Annotated in this window: 17 protein-coding genes; all 17 read left to right on the forward strand. The window is 58.6% G+C overall.

Annotated features, from left to right (window positions below; genetic code table 11):
* The first annotated feature begins 4 nt into the window (after positions 1-4).
* Positions 5-700: a pseudaminic acid cytidylyltransferase gene (gene pseF, locus BLW70_RS13000; RefSeq protein ID WP_074874520.1), complete on the forward strand. Its 696-nt coding sequence runs from the start codon at positions 5-7 to the stop codon at positions 698-700.
* Positions 697-2,202, forward strand: coding sequence for a UDP-2,4-diacetamido-2,4,6-trideoxy-beta-L-altropyranose hydrolase (gene pseG / locus BLW70_RS13005; protein ID WP_074874521.1), 1,506 nt, complete (start codon positions 697-699; stop codon positions 2,200-2,202). Before pseF ends, pseG begins: the two co-directional genes overlap by 4 nt.
* On the forward strand, positions 2,195-3,247 hold the full coding sequence (gene pseI, locus BLW70_RS13010; protein ID WP_074874523.1) for a pseudaminic acid synthase: 1,053 nt from the start codon (positions 2,195-2,197) through the stop codon (positions 3,245-3,247). Before pseG ends, pseI begins: the two co-directional genes overlap by 8 nt.
* A 228-nt stretch (positions 3,248-3,475) precedes the next feature.
* Positions 3,476-4,402: a ketoacyl-ACP synthase III gene (locus tag BLW70_RS13015; protein WP_074874525.1), complete on the forward strand. Its 927-nt coding sequence runs from the start codon at positions 3,476-3,478 to the stop codon at positions 4,400-4,402.
* A gap of 83 nt (positions 4,403-4,485) precedes the next feature.
* Positions 4,486-5,778, forward strand: coding sequence for a motility associated factor glycosyltransferase family protein (locus tag BLW70_RS13020; RefSeq protein ID WP_074874527.1), 1,293 nt, complete (start codon positions 4,486-4,488; stop codon positions 5,776-5,778).
* Complete coding sequence (locus BLW70_RS13025; RefSeq protein WP_074874529.1) at positions 5,775-6,041, forward strand: hypothetical protein; 267 nt, start codon at positions 5,775-5,777, stop codon at positions 6,039-6,041. The genes BLW70_RS13020 and BLW70_RS13025 overlap by 4 nt, the downstream gene beginning before the upstream one ends.
* 248 nt (positions 6,042-6,289) lie before the next feature.
* Positions 6,290-7,135: a flagellin domain-containing protein gene (locus tag BLW70_RS13030; RefSeq protein WP_074874531.1), complete on the forward strand. Its 846-nt coding sequence runs from the start codon at positions 6,290-6,292 to the stop codon at positions 7,133-7,135.
* A 72-nt stretch (positions 7,136-7,207) separates the two neighbouring features.
* A complete protein-coding gene (locus BLW70_RS13035) occupies positions 7,208-7,576 on the forward strand; it encodes a flagellar protein FlaG (protein WP_008151040.1) in 369 nt (122 codons plus the stop codon).
* 82 nt (positions 7,577-7,658) lie between these two features.
* Positions 7,659-9,101, forward strand: a complete 1,443-nt coding sequence (gene fliD, locus BLW70_RS13040; protein ID WP_074874533.1) for a flagellar filament capping protein FliD — start codon at positions 7,659-7,661, stop codon at positions 9,099-9,101.
* Between the two features lie 126 nt (positions 9,102-9,227).
* Positions 9,228-9,623 carry a flagellar export chaperone FliS gene (gene fliS / locus BLW70_RS13045; protein WP_074874536.1) on the forward strand — a complete coding sequence of 132 codons (396 nt, stop codon included), beginning with the start codon at positions 9,228-9,230 and terminating at the stop codon, positions 9,621-9,623.
* A 10-nt stretch (positions 9,624-9,633) separates the two neighbouring features.
* Positions 9,634-9,930 (forward strand): flagellar protein FliT, encoded by a 297-nt coding sequence (locus BLW70_RS13050; RefSeq protein ID WP_008151048.1) that lies wholly within the window; start codon positions 9,634-9,636, stop codon positions 9,928-9,930.
* Positions 9,931-10,101: 171 nt separating this feature from the next.
* Positions 10,102-11,577 carry a sigma-54 dependent transcriptional regulator gene (locus tag BLW70_RS13055; protein ID WP_074874537.1) on the forward strand — a complete coding sequence of 492 codons (1,476 nt, stop codon included), beginning with the start codon at positions 10,102-10,104 and terminating at the stop codon, positions 11,575-11,577.
* Positions 11,578-11,705: 128 nt separating this feature from the next.
* On the forward strand, positions 11,706-12,911 hold the full coding sequence (locus BLW70_RS13060; RefSeq protein WP_162493969.1) for a sensor histidine kinase: 1,206 nt from the start codon (positions 11,706-11,708) through the stop codon (positions 12,909-12,911).
* A 5-nt stretch (positions 12,912-12,916) separates the two neighbouring features.
* Positions 12,917-14,302, forward strand: a complete 1,386-nt coding sequence (locus tag BLW70_RS13065; RefSeq protein WP_074874541.1) for a sigma-54-dependent transcriptional regulator — start codon at positions 12,917-12,919, stop codon at positions 14,300-14,302.
* 271 nt (positions 14,303-14,573) lie between these two features.
* Positions 14,574-14,903 carry a flagellar hook-basal body complex protein FliE gene (fliE, locus tag BLW70_RS13070; RefSeq protein WP_074874543.1) on the forward strand — a complete coding sequence of 110 codons (330 nt, stop codon included), beginning with the start codon at positions 14,574-14,576 and terminating at the stop codon, positions 14,901-14,903.
* Positions 14,904-14,917: 14 nt separating this feature from the next.
* Positions 14,918-16,702: a flagellar basal-body MS-ring/collar protein FliF gene (gene fliF, locus BLW70_RS13075; RefSeq protein ID WP_074874545.1), complete on the forward strand. Its 1,785-nt coding sequence runs from the start codon at positions 14,918-14,920 to the stop codon at positions 16,700-16,702.
* Positions 16,695-17,714 carry a flagellar motor switch protein FliG gene (fliG, locus tag BLW70_RS13080; RefSeq protein ID WP_007894195.1) on the forward strand — a complete coding sequence of 340 codons (1,020 nt, stop codon included), beginning with the start codon at positions 16,695-16,697 and terminating at the stop codon, positions 17,712-17,714. The genes fliF and fliG overlap by 8 nt, the downstream gene beginning before the upstream one ends.
* Positions 17,715-17,720 lie beyond the last annotated feature (6 nt).

Genomic DNA, 17,720 nt, shown 5'->3' on the forward strand with positions numbered 1-17,720 from the left:
ACACTTGAGCTGCGTTGCAATCATTCCGGCCCGCGGTGGCAGCAAGCGAATCCCGCGCAAGAACCTCAAACCGTTCGACGGTGTACCGATGATCGTCCGTTCGATCCGTACGGCGCTCGATTGCGGGTTGTTCGATCAAGTCGTCGTCAGTACGGATGACCAAGAAATTGCCGACGTCGCCCGGGCTCATGGCGCGCAGGTGCCGTTCGTGCGGCCGGTCGAACTGGCTGATGATTTCACCGGGACAGCTGCAGTGATCGTGCATGCCCTGAGCCAATTACCGATCTTCGACTACGTCTGTTGCATCTACGCCACCGCGCCGCTGTTGCAGGCGAAGTATCTGCGTCAGGGGCATGAATTGCTGGTGCAGCATCCGGACAAGTCCTTCGCTTTTTCCGTGACCGGTTTCGGCTTCCCGGTGCAACGTGCCTTGACCCTCGACGAGCAGGGTGCCTTGACCTCGCTCTACCCGGAGTTTCGCAATACCCGCTCCCAGGATTTACCTGAAGCCTATCAGGATGCCGGCCAGTTCTATTGGGGGCGCACAGAGGCCTGGTTGCGCGGCGATGTGCTGTTTTCTCCGGCGAGCCTTCCGGTGATTCTGCCGCGGCATCTGGTGCAGGACATCGACACCCTTGAAGACTGGAAGCGTGCCGAATACCTCTATGCCGCATTGAAAGCTGGCGGAGAGCTGCAATGAGAGTGCTGATCCGCGCCGATGCGTCGCCGACCATTGGCAGCGGCCACATTGCTCGCTGTTTGACCCTGGCCAGAGTTTTACGCAAGCAAGGTGCGCAGGTGGCCTTCGCTTGCCGCCTGTTGCCGGGCCATCGACTGGATGCACTGCAAGCCGAGGGCTTTGAAGTCTTCGCCCTGGCGGCTCGTTACCCTGATGAAGATCCGCAGCAGGCAATCGAATCCTTGCTGCCTTGGCAGGCGGACATCGCCGCACTTGGGCACGCGCTGAGCAATCATCCGGTCTTCGATTGGGTCATCGTCGACCACTACGGCCTCGATCATCATTGGCAGACCGCGGCCCGCCGCTGGGCGCCAAGGATTGCCGCTGTGGACGACCTCGCCACGCGCACCTACAGCGTTGATTTGCTGCTCAACCAGAACTTGTCGGGTACGCCACAAGCCTATGCTTCGCTGCTAGCACCTGGCTGCCAGACTTTGCTCGGTCCACGTTTTGCCCTGCTGCGCGATGAGTTCTGTTGCCCGGCTATCGAAATCAAACCCAAGGCCAAAAGGGTGCTGGTGAATTTCGGTGGCTTCGATGCGGCGATGCAAACCCACCACGCGATGCTGGCAATGGCGGAGTTGCATGAGCTCGAAGTCGATTTCGTCGCCGGTGCCGATAACCCGGCCTGGGCACAGATGCAGGCCTTGGCGGCGAGTCGTCCGAACTGGTGCTTGCACAGTTTTGTCAGCGACTTTTACCGACTGATGACCGAGGCCGACCTGTTTGTCGGTGCCGGCGGTGGCACCAGTTGGGAGCGGGCGGCCATGGGGCTGCCGACGATCTGCATCGCGGTCTCGAATAATCAGCAGGCCAACGGCGAAAGCATGGCGACCTCAGGTTCCCATGTGTATCTGGGCCCCGGCGAGCACGTCAGTGTCGAGCAGTTGCGTCAGGCCATTGCTTTTCTCGCGGGCAATCAGGGGTTACGCCAAAGTCTGGCCGAACACTCGCGTCAGTTGGTCGATGGGCGGGGTGCGCAGCGGGTTGCGGCAGCGCTCGCCGGTGCGGTACTGCAGGTTCGCAAGGCGTCTCTGGACGATGCGCAGCTGCTGTTCGAGGGGCGCAATGCCGAGTCGGTGCGGCACTGGTCGCTGGACACGCAGGTCATCGATTGGCAACGGCATCAAGACTGGCTGGCGGCGAGCTTGAGTAACCCGGGGCGATTACTGTTGATCGCCGAGGCGGATGATGGCCCGGTCGGGGTACTGCGTTATGACCTGGACGGACTTGAAGCCGAAGTCTCGATTTACCTGCTTGAAGACCGCCTCGGTCTAGGGTGGGGCAGGGCGCTGTTGGCGCGGGGCGAAGCCTTCGTGACCACCCACTGGCCGCAACTGCAGGCCATCACCGCTCAAGTGTTGCCGGCGAATCAGCCGTCGCTGAAGCAGTTTCGCGAAGCAGGATTCACCCAGCGTGCTTGCGTGTTCACGCGCATATTGAAGGATCACCGCAATGACTAGCTTCAAGATTGGCAATCGTTCCATCGGTGCCGATGCGCCGCCGTTCATCATCGCCGAGATGAGTGGCAACCATAACCAGTCCCTTGATGTGGCGCTGCAGATCGTCGAAGCCGCGGCCAAGGCCGGAGCGCATGCCCTGAAGCTGCAAACCTACACCGCCGAGACCATGACCCTGGACCTGTCCGAAGGTGAGTTCTTCATCAAGGACCCTAACAGCCTCTGGGCCGGTTCTTCGCTGTACGCGTTGTACGAGAAGGCCCATACACCGTGGGAATGGCACGCGCCGATTTTCGCCCGGGCCAAAGAACTGGGCATGCTCGCGTTCTCCACACCGTTCGATAACACCGCGGTGGACTTCCTCGAAAGCCTCGACGTACCGGTCTACAAGATCGCCAGCTTTGAAAATACCGACCTGCCATTGATTCGTCGGGTCGCTGCGACCGGCAAGCCATTGATCATTTCTACCGGCATGGCCAGCATCGCTGAACTCGATGAAACCGTACGTGCCGCCCGCGAGGCCGGTTGCAAGGATCTGGTGTTGCTCAAGTGCACCAGTACTTACCCCGCGACGCCTGCCAACAGCAACGTACGGACGATTCCTCACTTGCGTGAATTGTTTGGCTGCGAAGTTGGCCTGTCCGATCACTCCATGGGTGTTGGAGTGTCTGTCGCCGCGGTGGCGCTGGGGGCGACGGTGGTGGAAAAACATTTCACCCTCGACCGTTCCGCCGGTGGTGTGGATGCCAGTTTTTCGCTGGAACCGGCGGAGCTCGCCTGTCTTGTGATAGAAACCGAACGCGCGTGGCAGGCCATGGGCCATGTGCATTACGGTGTGACGGACGCCGAGCGCAAGTCCCTGGTGTACCGCCGCTCGCTCTACGTGACTCAGGACATGGCTGCCGGCGAACCCTTTACTGTCGCTAATCTGCGAGCCATTCGTCCGGGGCTGGGGTTGGCTCCCAAACACACGGAAACGCTTCTGGGCCGCCGTGCCCGTCTGGCCATCCCACGCGGAACGCCGCTGGACTGGTCGTTGGTCGAATAACCCCTTGTGGCGCTGATTCGGCAAAATAGAGTGACCTGCGAGTCATAACGCGCATCTTCACTGTATTGTATAAATCGGGGAGGTGGCGCCTGGTGTCTTTTTGACCCGGTGATAGCCTTATATTCTTCCCGCCGTCGCCTCGGTGAGGCGACGTTTTTATCCGTTTGTCGGCGCCCCTCGAATCATTACGAGCGGTGGTATTGGGCTGTTTATTATTGGGAAGCCGTAATGATTGGCATAAAAAGCATTGCGAGCTACGTTCCTGTAGCCGGCGTGGACAATTACGCACAAGGTGCAAAATTCGAAAAGGATGAAGAATTCATCCTGGGCAAAATCGGTTCGGCCTTCCTGCCGCGTAAAGACGCCGGGCAGGAAACCTCGGACCTGTGTGTCGAAGCAGCCAATGCGCTGTTCGCCAACAATCCTGACTTGAAACGTGATGACATCGATGTGCTGATCGTTGTCACGCAGAACGGCGACGAAGAAGGCCTGCCGCACACCGCAGCCATTGTTCAGGACAAACTGGGCCTGCCGACTACCGTGGCCGCGTTCGATATTTCCCTGGGCTGCTCCGGCTACGTCTACGGCATCTACGCCATCAAGGGCTTCATGGAAGCCGCAGGCTTGAAGAATGGCCTGCTGATCACCGCTGATCCTTACTCGAAGATCGTCGACCCGGAAGACCGCAATACCACCATGCTGTTTGGCGATGCCGCCACTGCAACCTGGATGGGCGAAAACGCGCCATGGCAATTGGGCAAGGCCAAGTTCGGCACCGACGGTTCCGGTGCGCCGCACCTGAAGGTGACGGATGGGGTGTTCTTCATGAACGGCCGTCAGGTGTTCAATTTTGCGCTGCTTAAAGTCCCGGCGCATTTGCACGAGTTGCTGGCCGATTCGCAACTGACCGCTGATGATATCGATGCCTTTTGCATCCATCAGGGCAGTGCAGCGATTGTCGATGCCGTGGCGCGACGCTTCGAAGGCGAGCCGGAGAAGTTCATCAAGGACATGGTCGAGACCGGCAACACGGTGTCCTCGAGCATTCCGTTGCTGTTGGAAAAACATGTCATGGACTCCGCCTGGAAGCGCGTCGCATTGAGCGGTTTCGGCGTGGGTCTGTCGTGGGGTTCGGCGATCATCTATCGCCCTTGATCTTTCAAAAGCCAGGCACAAAAAAAGCGTTCAAGGTGTAACCTTGAGCGCTATTTTTTTGCCCGAATGAAAAGCGAGGCTCCATGAGCGAGTTCTTTGAGCGCAACGTCGACGTCATACAGCGCCGCTGGCCGATGTTGTCTGCGCGCTTGCTGGTTGAGAACACAAGCTTGTTGCAGGCTGAACTGGTGGAAGGCCTGGGCTCGACGCTGAGCATCGATGGCATTCAACTGACCAGCCGCCATGACCGCACCCGCGAGGCCAGGCTTCAGGCCGACAGCCTGCCGATCGACAGCCCCGTGGTGCATGTCTACGGCGCCGGGCTTGGCGATCTGCAAATGGAGTTGCTGGCGCGCGCCGGGCTTGAACACTTGTATGTGCACATCCTCAACGGCGCAGTGTTTGCGCTGGTGCTGCAACTGCTGGATCAGCAGCAGTGGCTCAGCGATCCGCGGGTCGAGCTGATGTACGCCGGCGATCTGGCGGAAATCCAGCTGCCGTTTTTCGCCTTGCCGTCCGAGCTGGTATTGGCGGATGACTTCAATGCCAAGATCCGCGATCGCCTGATCAGCGAAACCCACTTGATGTTCAATAACAGTGAGTTTGATCCTCAGGCTCCTGACATCGTCGAGCGCTTACAGGCGAGTCTGAGCCTGGTCCAGGCCGATGATGATGTCGCCCGGCTGTTCGGTACGCGGCCAGGGCAGGAAGTGTTCGTGATCGCCACCGGGCCGAGCCTGGAGTTGCACTTCGATCGCTTGCGGGCGATCCGCGAGCAGGCGGTGCGACCGTTGTTCATTTGTGTCGATACCGCTTACCGGCCGTTGCTTGATCACGGCATCCGTCCCGACATCGTCGTCAGTATCGATCAACGCATCTCGACCCGGCACCTGCCGCCTGAAGGAACGACGGACATTGCCCTGGCATACATGCCCATGGTCGATCCACAAGTGCTGAAAGCCTGGCAGGGGGTGCGGTATGTCGGTTACTCCGCCAGTCCAATTTATCAACACATGCGGCAGCAGTTACCGAGAGGCGAGCTGTATGTCGGTGGCAGCGTGATTCATCCGGCGGTGGACCTGGCGGTGAAGATGGGCGCGGTGCAGATCACCCTGTTCGGTGCCGACTTTGCCTTTCCAAACGACAAGACCCATGCGTGCTGGGACGATGGCGACCTGGGGCCACAACTGGGGGCGGCCAAACACTGGGTGCTCGACGGTCTCGGACAACGAATCAAAACCCAGCTCAACTTCCGCAGCTACCTGTGTGAGCTGGAGCGCTATATCGCTGCGCATCCACACGTAGCCTTCTACAACAGCAGTCGAGCCGGGGCGATGATTGCCGGCACGACATTTCATCCGGAGTTCAGTCAATGAGCGAAGTGTTACTCGTTGATCAGGCCCGACAATGTTCAGCATTGTTTCGCCTGGGAAGGGATGTCGAGGCTGCGCTGGTCATGGTCGAGGTAGCGGAGCGAGTGCAGTCGCGGGTCGGCGGGGCAGACAGCCAGATTGCGGTCCGGTGGATGGCATTGCTGACCTGCCTGCTTGATAGTCAGGAACGACAGGACTGGTTGGCGCTGGCGGACTACCTTGAATACGAACTGGTCGATTTGTTGCTGGCTGTCAATTCCGCGTAATCCATAGGAGATCAGCGGGAGCGGGGTTGTAAGGAGGTTTTTCGGCAGTTCTCTGGCGTCATTTTTTGGTGGTTGGGTCGTCGCTAGGCCTTTGTTTTAAAGGGGGTGGCAGGGTGATGGCAAAAAAATTTCAAAATCCCCTAAAGCAACCTGCATTGGCGACGATAACTATTACGAAGGTTCTCTAGGCCATACCCGGCGGTTGCCAGGGCCGGAAGCCGCAGTACCCAACCAACGAGGAATTCGTCATGGCTTTGACAGTAAACACCAACACTACTTCGCTGAACGTTCAGAAAAACCTGAACCGTGCTTCCGACGCTCTGTCGACTTCGATGACCCGTCTTTCTTCCGGCCTGAAAATCAACAGCGCCAAAGACGACGCCGCCGGCCTGCAGATCGCTACTCGTATGAATTCGCAGATCCGTGGTCAGAACATGGCTATCAAAAACGCCAACGACGGTGTTTCGATCGCTCAGACCGCTGAAGGCGCTCTGCAAGAGTCGAGCAACATTCTGCAGCGTATGCGTGAAATCGCACTGCAATCGCGAAACGATTCCAACGGCACTGCTGACCGTACCGCTCTGGACAAAGAATACCAACAGTCGATCGCTGAACTGACCCGTATCGCTCAGTCGACCAACCTGAACGGTAAGGCACTGATCGACGGTTCTGCTGGTGCGATGGAGTTCCAGGTAGGTTCGAACACTACTTCCGACAACCAGATCACTCTGACCCTGGCGACCAGCTTCGACGCCAGCGCCCTGGGCATGACCGGTACCGTTATCTCCGGTCTGGACAACACTTCCAACCACACCAACGTTGACGCTTCGATCTCGGCTATCGACGCTGCTCTGGCAAACATCAACGCCACCCGCGCTGACTTGGGTGCTGCTCAGAACCGTTTCTCGACTACCATTTCCAACCTGCAAAACATCAACGAAAACGCCAGTGCTGCACTGAGCCGCGTACAAGATACCGACTTCGCTGCTGAAACTGCACAGCTGACCAAGCAACAAACTCTGCAACAAGCTTCCACCGCAGTTCTGGCTCAGGCCAACCAACTGCCATCCGCTGTACTGAAACTGCTTCAGTAATAGCCGGATGAGTTTTGGCGGGGGAGTGCGTATACGTGCTCTCTCGCTTTTTCAGTTTAAGAGGTAATGGACATGGATATGAGCGTGAAGCTGAACTTGTCTTATCCTGCTGCGAAGCCGGCGACGACCGTTGCTGACAAGCCGGTGGAAAAGCCTCGAGCCGATGCCCTTGTGGTGGCGCCGGTCAAGGATGAACAAAAGCAAGACTCGGTATCCGAGCGGGACAAACTCAAGATGGCCGTTCAGGAAATTGAAAAGTTCGTTCAGTCGGTCAAGCGCAATCTGGAGTTCTCGATTGACGAGCCTTCAGGCAAAGTAATCGTCAAGGTTATTGCCAGTGACTCGGGTGAGGTGGTTCGCCAAATCCCCAATGAAGAAGTCCTGCGGCTGGCCAATAGTTTGAATGATGCAAGCAGCCTGTTGTTCAGCGCGAAAGCCTGACAGCTGGCATGAATATTGTTGCTATGTTCTTTTGGACGTTGTAGTGGTCAAAAGACCGGCGACACACTGAAGGGAGATATGCATGGCAAGTCCAATTCTACCGGGCACGGGTTTAGGCTCTGGCCTTGATACCGGTGCTATTGTCAAAGCCTTGGTCAATGCCGACAAAGCAGCCAAGCAGAACCAGATCGACCGTCAGACGACCACCAACACCGCGCAGATTTCCGGTATCGGTAGCCTCAAAAGTGTCCTGGCGAACTTCCAGACTGCAATCAAGAATCTGGGCAATACGCAAACTCCGCAATTCCTGGGTTACAACGCCACCTCTGCTGACGCGAAAGTATTGACCGCTGTAGCCAGCAACACGGCCGTCAACGGCACTTACGTGATCAAGGTCTCTAATCTTGCGACCTCGTCCAAAGTAGCTACCGCAGCCTTTGCTGGCGGTACCAGCAGTGCCATTGCGAGCGGCACGCTCAATATCACGCAAAACGGCGTTTCCAGTTCTGTAACCATTCCGGCAGGCGCGACGTTACAGTCGGTTCGCGATGCGATTAACACCCAGCAGGGCGCCAACGGCTTCAGTGCCAACATCGTGACCGACTCGTTTGGCTCGCGTCTGGTGATGGGGTCCACGGTGACCGGTGCCGGTTCCGATATCACCCTCAGCGGTATCGCGGGTCTGGAGATCAATGCCGGCCAGCAAATGGGTGCAACACCGACAGCTACTTCGGCGGGTGCCATCGGCGAATTCGCGGTGGACGCCAAGTTCACCGTGGATGGGCTCGCGCTGACCAGCAAAAGCAATAAGGTTGACGCGGCCATTTCCGGCTTGACCCTGAATCTGGTCGCCGGTGGTGATGCAACCACGACGGTAACGGTCGGCCCGAACAGTGATGGTCTGAAAAAATCCATTCAAGCTTTCGTTGATGCTTATAACCAGGTTGTGACCAGTGTTAATGCGCTGACCAAGCCTTCCCTGGATGACGACGGCAAACCGACCATTCCTGCTGCACTGACCGGTGACCCGTTGGCGCGTGGCATTCTGGCATCGATTCGTTCGCCGTTGGTCACTACCGGTGCGGGTGACAAACTTACTGTTCTGTCGCAATTGGGTATCACCACCAATCAGAAAACCGGTGCGCTGGATTTCGATAGCGCCAAGTTCACGACTGCGATGGACACCCAGAAGCTCGGTGGTGAGGTTCAGAAGCTGTTCCTGGGTGATCCGACGGCGACTGGCGATGCCGCCAAAGGCCTGTTGACGCGCATGAACGATGCAATTACCCCATACACGGTCACTGGCAGTGAGGGTATCCTCGATGCCCGCTCGACCAACCTGGCCAAGGCCAAGTCGAATCTGGCCAACCAGCAGCTAGCTCTGGATCGCCGTATCGAGACGCTGACGGCCGTGCTGACCAAGAAGTACAACGACATGGATTCTCTGGTGGGCAAACTCAAGGCCACTGCCAGCAACATTACCTCGATGTTCGAGGCGATGAACGCGCAGAAAAACGCCTCATAGTGCATAAACGCCAAAAGCCCGGCAGCGGATTCCGCTTGTCGGGCTTTTTTTTGTTGGGTCTAAAGAATTTTGACGCCGTGTCGATACACTGGTTATACGAATCACAGAGTTTTGATGAGGTACAGCATGAACCCGATGTTAGCCCTTCGGCAGTACCAGAAGATTGGTGCTCAGGCCCAGACTTCCGAAGCCAGTCCCCATCGCCTGGTGCAAATGCTTATGGAAGGCGGTCTGGACCGCATCGCTCAGGCCAGGGGGGCCATGGAGCGCAAGGATATCCCCAATAAAGGCATTTTCATCGGCAAGGCGATCGGCATCATTGGCGGCTTGCGTGAAGGTCTGGACCTGGAGAATTCTGTCGAGTCCGTAGGTGAGTTGGACAAGCTGTACTCCTACATGATGAAGCGCCTGACGGAAGCCAACGTCAAAACCGATCCAAAAATTCTCGACGAAGTCGCCGATTTGCTTCGCACCGTCAAAGACGGCTGGGATGCTATCGCCGCGCCGGGTCCGCAGTTTTAAGGAGATCACCATGAGTCTTGTATTGCAGCGAATCGAACAAACCCGTGAAGGCCTGGTCGGTGCTTTGGCCGAGCGTAACTGGGAAGCCATTGGTGAGTTGGACCTGGCTTGCCGTTCCTGCATGGAAGACGTCTTGAGTGAAGCTTCGGTGGACGAGGCCGCGTTACGCGACAATCTTGAGGAGTTGTTGGGGGTGTATAAACAGCTTCTTGAGGCGGCTACGGGGGAGCGGCAAGCGATAGTTGATGAGATGTCGCAGATCCACCAAGCACAGAGCGCGGCAAAGGTTTACCATCTGTTCGGTTAAAAACCCCGGTTAATCCAAACATAGTGCGCCATAAATTTGACTGTGCACGGTTTTTTGACTTAACTAGTGGCTGCTACCAGATTTCAGGCGTCTACAGGCATAACGTGTCTGCAAGCGTCTAGCTTGCCCCCTCATTTTGGGCATTGAGTTGACTAGGGAAGTTGCTATTGCATGTGGCGTGAAACCAAAATTCTGCTGATTGATGACGATAGCGTCCGCCGCCGCGACCTGGCGGTGATTTTAAATTTTCTTGGCGAAGAAAATTTACCCTGCGGTAGCCATGACTGGCAGCAGGCTGTCGGCTCATTGTCATCAAGTCGTGAAGTAATCTGTGTCCTCATCGGGACGGTCAATGCTCCTGGTGCACTTGTGGGCTTGCTAAAGACACTCTCAACCTGGGATGAGTTCCTTCCGGTTTTGTTAATGGGCGATAATTCTTCCGTTGACTTGCCTGAAGACCAGCGTCGCCGAGTGCTTTCGACCCTCGAAATGCCACCCAGCTACAGCAAATTGCTCGACTCCCTGCACCGTGCCCAGGTCTATCGCGAGATGTACGACCAGGCCCGCGAGCGCGGCCGTCACCGTGAGCCCAATCTTTTCCGCAGTCTTGTCGGCACCAGTCGGGCGATTCAACACGTCCGTCAGATGATGCAGCAAGTCGCCGACACCGACGCCAGTGTGCTGATCCTCGGTGAGTCCGGGACCGGCAAGGAAGTGGTCGCGCGTAACCTGCACTATCACTCCAAGCGTCGTGACGCGCCGTTCGTGCCGGTCAACTGCGGGGCGATCCCGGCCGAATTGCTGGAAAGCGAACTGTTTGGCCACGAGAAGGGTGCCTTCACCGGGGCAATCACCAGCCGCGCCGGGCGTTTTGAGCTGGCCAATGGCGGCACGCTGTTCCTCGATGAAATCGGCGACATGCCGCTGCCGATGCAGGTCAAGTTGCTGCGCGTATTGCAGGAGCGCACCTTCGAGCGCGTGGGCAGCAACAAGACCCAGAGCGTCGATGTGAGGATCATCGCGGCAACCCACAAGAATCTCGAAAGCATGATCGAGGTCGGTAGCTTCCGCGAAGACTTGTACTACCGCCTGAACGTGTTCCCGATCGAAATGGCGCCTCTGCGCGAGCGTGTCGAAGACATTCCGCTGCTGATGAACGAGTTGATCTCGCGCATGGAACACGAGAAGCGTGGTTCGATCCGTTTCAACTCGGCAGCGATCATGTCGCTGTGCCGCCACGGCTGGCCGGGCAACGTCCGTGAACTCGCCAACCTGGTGGAACGCATGGCGATCATGCATCCGTATGGGGTGATCGGCGTGGTCGAGTTGCCGAAGAAATTCCGCTATGTCGACGACGAAGATGAGCAACTGGTCGACAGCTTTCGCAGCGATCTTGAAGAGCGCGTGGCCATCAACGGTCATACTCCGGACTTCTCTGCAGGCGCCATGCTGCCGCCGGAAGGTCTGGACCTGAAGGACTACCTCGGTGGTCTGGAGCAAGGGCTGATTCAGCAGGCGTTGGATGATGCCAATGGCATTGTGGCGCGCGCGGCAGAGCGGCTGCGTATTCGTCGCACCACACTAGTGGAAAAGATGCGCAAGTACGGTATGAGCCGTCGTGACGGTGATGAACAGGCGGATGATTGACGCCTGTTTTTCAAGTCCTTCATTTGTAGGCGGTTTTTTTTAGGCACGGGTATTGCTACATCCCTCGCAACGTTCCGTTTCACTGACGGTCAGCCAAGCGAGAGAGCCCGATGCCCCAAGCCGCCCAGATGTCTTCTGTCCCTGATGCTCCGGGACAACCGTCGTCCGTAGAGCAGGCGAGCCGGCTTGGCCTTGAGCAGGCGTTTGCACTGTTCAGCCAGATGTCGAGCCAATTGACCGATTCCTACAGCATGCTCGAAGCCCGGGTCACCGAGCTCAAGGGTGAGCTGGCGGTGGTCAGTGCCCAGCGCATGCAGGAGCTGGCGGAAAAAGAACGCCTGGCCAACCGGCTGCAAAACCTCCTTGATCTGTTGCCCGGCGGCGTCATTGTCATCGACGCCCAAGGCATCGTGCGCGAAGCCAACCCCGCTGCCTGCGAGCTGCTCGGTCTGCCCCTTGAAGGCGAACTGTGGCGTCATGTCATTGCCCGCTGCTTTGCGCCCCGTGAAGACGACGGTCACGAAATCTCGCTCAAGGACGGTCGGCGTTTGTCGATCTCCACTCGCTCGCTGGATGCCGAGCCCGGGCAGTTGGTGTTGCTCAACGACTTGACTGAAACCCGTCATCTGCAAGATCAGCTGGCCCGCCACGAACGTCTGTCGTCGCTCGGTCGCATGGTCGCGTCCTTGGCTCATCAGATTCGTACTCCCTTGTCCGCCGCCTTGCTCTACGCCAGTCATCTGACTGAGCAGGCGTTGCCGGTCGAGACCCAGCAACGTTTTGCCGGGCGCCTGAAAGAGCGCTTGCACGAACTGGAACATCAAGTTCGCGACATGCTGGTGTTTGCACGCGGCGAGCTACCGCTGACCGATCGCGTCACGCCTAATATGCTGATGCAGTCGCTACAGGCGGCCGCATTGACCCATGTCCAGGATCTGCCGATTCGCTGGCAATGCGACAGTCATTCGGGCGAGTTGCTGTGCAATCGCGACACGCTGGTCGGGGCGATCCTGAACCTGATCGAGAACGCCATCCAGGCCAGCGCCGGCGATGTGCGTTTGAAAGTCCATTTCTATACCCGTGACAACAACCTGCGTGTCGCGGTCAGCGATAGCGGTAGTGGCATCGATACGAAGGTGCTGGCGCGTCTGGGTGAACCCTTCTTTACCACTAAAACCACCGGAACCGGCCTCGGCCTGACCGTGGTCAAGGCAGTGACGCGTGCTCATCAAGGACAATTGCAGCTGCACTCGCGGCTCGGTCGCGGCACGTGTGCGCAGGTGATCCTGCCACTTTTTTCGGGTGAAAAGCCCAGCGCTCAGGGCGCGGAGTGAAGGACATGGCAATCAAGGTTTTACTGGTCGAGGATGACCGCGCGCTACGCGAAGCACTGGCCGATACGCTGTTGCTCGCCGGTCACGATTTCAAAGCTGTCGGCTCGGCGGAAGAGGCGCTGGTAGCGGTTGGTGCCGAGGCGTTCAACCTGGTGCTGAGCGACGTCAACATGCCGGGCATGGACGGCCATCAACTGCTCGGATTGCTGCGCACTCGTCAGCCGCAGCTGCCGGTGTTGCTGATGACCGCTCACGGTGCTGTCGAGCGGGCGGTCGATGCCATGCGTCAGGGCGCGGCGGATTATCTGGTCAAGCCATTCGAGCCCAAAGCCTTGCTCGATCTGGTGGCGCGGCATGCGCTGGGCAGCCTCGGGGCGACCGAAGGCGAAGGGCCTGTAGCGTTCGAGCCGGCCAGTGCGCAATTGCTGGAATTGGCCGCACGGGTGGCGCGCAGTGATTCCACGGTGTTGATCTCCGGCGAGTCTGGAACCGGCAAGGAAGTGCTGGCGCGTTACATTCATCAGCACTCTCACCGCGCCAGTCAGCCGTTCATTGCAATCAACTGTGCAGCGATCCCGGACAACATGCTCGAAGCCACCTTGTTCGGTCACGAAAAGGGTTCGTTCACTGGCGCCATCGCAGCGCAGGCCGGCAAGTTCGAGCAGGCGGATGGCGGCACGATCCTGCTCGATGAAATCTCCGAAATGCCCCTGGGTCTGCAGGCCAAGTTGCTGCGGGTATTGCAGGAGCGCGAAGTCGAACGAGTCGGCGCACGCAAGCCGATCACGCTGGACATTCGAGTGGTCGCCACCACCAACCGAGACTTGGCCGGTGAAGTGGCTGCGGGGCGTTTTCGGGAAGACCTTTACTATCGCCTGTCGGTTTTCCCACTGGCCTGGCGTCCGTTGCGTGAACGAACCGCCGACATCCTGCCATTGGCCGAGCGCCTTCTGGCCAAGTACGTCAATAAAATGAAGCATGCCGCGGCAAAGCTGTCGCCCGAGGCCGAGGCGTGTCTGATCGGTTATCCATGGCCGGGGAATGTGCGTGAGCTGGACAACGCGATTCAGCGGGCGCTAATCCTGCAGCAGGGCGGATTGATTCAGCCTGAGGATTTCTGTCTGGCCGGGCCTGTGGCGTGCGCGCCGTTGCCGACATTGGCGCCCATGCCTGTGCGCGCAGTCGAAGTCGACGCCGAATCGGCGGGCGCCCTCGGCGATGACCTGCGGCGCCGTGAATTCCAGATGATCATCGACACCTTGCGCGCTGAGCGCGGCCGCCGCAAAGAGGCCGCCGAGCGCTTGGGCATCAGCCCGCGCACCCTGCGCTACAAGCTGGCGCAAATGCGCGACGCCGGAATGGACGTGGAAGCGTACCTGTTCGCCACCTGATCCGATTTGGGTAGCAGCTGGCGAAGCCTGCGTCCGGCTGCGCAGCAGTCGTGAAATCATCCCGCGCGGTGTTTCAGAAAGACCGCATGTTCAGGTTTACGACTGCTGCGCAGCCGGACGCAGGCTTCGCCAGCTGCTACAGATTGCATGACGACTTGAAAAGTCTGGGCTTTTGTTTGGAGCGGCCACGGAGCTGGCACCCTTGTTGCTAACACCTCACTACCCGCCGAGTGAGTGTCAAAAAATTGCGGGTCGCCAGAGAGAGTAGACCATGAGCCAAGGTATTGAATTTAATCGATTGATGTTGGACATGCGGTCCATGCAAATGGATGCCATGTCTGCGTCGAAATCGACTGCCGCTGTTCCTCAAATGAGTGGCAGCAGCTTTTCCGACATGCTCGGTCAGGCCGTCAATAAAGTGAACGACACCCAACAGGCGTCCAGTCAGTTGGCCAGTGCCTTCGAGATCGGCAAGAGCGGCGTCGACCTGACGGACGTGATGATTTCCTCGCAGAAGGCCAGCGTGTCTTTTCAAGCGTTGACCCAAGTACGCAACAAGCTGGTTCAGGCATACCAAGACATCATGCAGATGCCGGTTTAAGGACGATTTGAGTCATGGCAGAAGCAGCCGCCGATAATGTTCCGGCCAAGGCCACTCCAATAGACGGCAAGCCGCCGCTGTTCGGGTTGTCCTTCCTGGAAAACCTCTCCGAGATGACCATGTTGCGTCAGGTGGGCCTGTTGGTCGGCCTGGCTGCGAGCGTGGCGATTGGCTTTGCCGTGGTGTTGTGGTCCCAGCAGCCGGATTACCGGCCTCTGTACGGCAGCCTTGCCGGTATGGACGCCAAACAGGTCATGGATACCCTGGCCGCAGCCGACATTCCCTATACCGTTGAACCGAACTCCGGTGCCTTGCTGGTCAAGGCCGATGACCTGTCCCGTGCGCGAATCAAACTCGCGGGCGCTGGTGTCACTCCCAGCGATGGCAACATCGGTTTTGAAATCCTCGACAAGGACCAGGGCCTGGGCACCAGCCAGTTCATGGAAGCGACCCGTTATCGTCGCGGCCTCGAAGGCGAACTGGCTCGCACCATCTCCAGCCTGAACAACGTCAAGGGTGCCCGCGTGCACCTGGCGATTCCGAAAAGTTCGGTGTTCGTGCGTGACGAGCGCAAGCCGAGCGCTTCGATTCTGGTGGAACTGTACTCCGGCCGCTCGCTGGAGCCTGGCCAGGTACTGGCGATCATCAACCTGGTAGCCACCAGCGTTCCCGAACTCAGCAAATCCCAGATCACGGTTGTCGACCAGAAAGGCAACCTGCTGTCGGATCAGGCGGAGAATTCCGAGCTGACCATGGCCGGCAAGCAATTCGATTACAGCCGTCGCATGGAAAGCATGCTGACTCAGCGCGTGCATAACATTCTGCAACCGGTGCTGGGCAACGATCGCTATAAAGCCGAAGTCTCGGCCGATGTGGATTTCAGCGCTGTCGAGTCGACCTCTGAGCAATTCAACCCGGATCAACCGGCGTTGCGCAGCGAGCAGTCGGTCAACGAACAACGTACCGCCAGCAATGGCCCGCAAGGTGTGCCGGGTGCCCTGAGCAACCAGCCGCCCGCGCCGGCTTCCGCACCGCAAACCACCGGTGGCGCTACCGCGTCGGCCGGCATGGTGCAGCCAGGCCAGCCACTGCTGGATGCCAACGGTCAGCAAATCATGGACCCGGCCACCGGCCAGCCGATGCTGGCTCCGTACCCGGCGGACAAGCGCCAGCAGTCCACCAAGAACTTCGAGCTCGACCGTTCCATCAGCCATACCAAACAACAGCAGGGCCGTTTGAATCGCCTGTCGGTGTCGGTGGTGGTGGATGACCAGGTCAAGATCAACGCGGCCAACGGCGAAACCACCCGTGCGCCATGGACCGCCGATGAATTGGCGCGCTTCACGCGTTTGGTACAGGACGCCGTCGGCTTCGACGCCAGCCGTGGCGACAGCGTCAGCGTGATCAACATGCCGTTCTCCGCCGAGCGCGGTGAAGTGATTGCCGAAATTCCGTTCTACTCCCAGCCTTGGTTCTGGGACATCGTCAAGCAAGTGCTGGGAGTCTTGTTCATCCTGGTGCTGGTGTTCGGTGTGCTGCGTCCGGTGCTCAACAACATCACCGGCGGCGGCAAAGACAAACATCTGGGCATCGGCAGCGACGTCGAGTTGGGTGGCATGGGCGGCCTGGACGGCGAACTGGCCAACGACCGCGTCAGCCTCGGTGGCCCGACCAGCATTCTGCTGCCGAGCCCGAGCGAAGGCTATGACGCACAGTTGAACGCAATCAAGAGTCTGGTGGCAGAAGATCCGGGTCGCGTGGCCCAGGTCGTGAAAGAGTGGATTAACGCAGATGAGTGATAACCGAGCCGTTGCCGCCAAACTGACCAAGGTCGACAAAGCCGCGATTCTGCTGCTGTCCCTGGGTTCCACCGATGCTGCCCAAGTGCTGCGCCACATGGGGCCCAAAGAGGTCCAGCGTGTGGGCGTGGCCATGGCCCAAATGGGTAACGTGCACCGCGAGCAGGTCGAGCAGGTGATGAGCGAGTTCGTCGACATCGTCGGCGACCAGACCAGCCTCGGCGTCGGCTCCGATGACTACGTGCGCAAAATGCTCACCCAGGCCCTGGGCGAAGACAAGGCCAACGGCCTGATCGACCGCATCCTGCTGGGCGGCAACACCAGTGGCCTCGACAGCCTGAAGTGGATGGAACCGCGCGCCGTCGCCGACGTGATCCGTTACGAGCACCCGCAGATCCAGGCGATCGTGGTGGCTTATCTCGATCCGGACCAGGCCGGTGAAGTGCTGGGCAACTTCGACCATAAGGTCCGGTTGGACATCATCCTGCGGGTGTCTTCCTTGAACACCGTGCAACCGGCAGCCCTGAAAGAACTCAACCAGATACTCGAGAAGCAGTTCTCCGGCAACTCGAATGCTTCGCGCACCACCCTGGGTGGCATCAAGCGTGCGGCGGATATCATGAACTTCCTCGACAGCTCGATCGAAGGTCAGTTGATGGACTCGATCCGCGAAGTCGACGAAGACCTGTCCGGTCAGATCGAAGACCTCATGTTCGTGTTCAACAACCTGTCCGATGTAGACGATCGCGGTATCCAGGCGTTGCTGCGCGAAGTGTCTTCCGACGTGCTGGTGCTGGCCCTCAAGGGTTCGGACGAAGGCGTCAAAGAGAAGATCTTCAAGAACATGTCCAAGCGGGCGGCCGAACTGTTGCGCGACGACCTCGAGGCCAAAGGCCCGGTGCGCGTCAGCGACGTGGAAACCGCGCAGAAAGAAATCCTCACCATTGCCCGCCGTATGGCCGAAGCCGGAGAAATCGTTCTCGGCGGGAAGGGCGGCGAAGAGATGATCTAAGGTCAC

This window comes from Pseudomonas frederiksbergensis, assembly GCF_900105495.1.
Lineage (GTDB): Bacteria > Pseudomonadota > Gammaproteobacteria > Pseudomonadales > Pseudomonadaceae > Aquipseudomonas > Aquipseudomonas frederiksbergensis.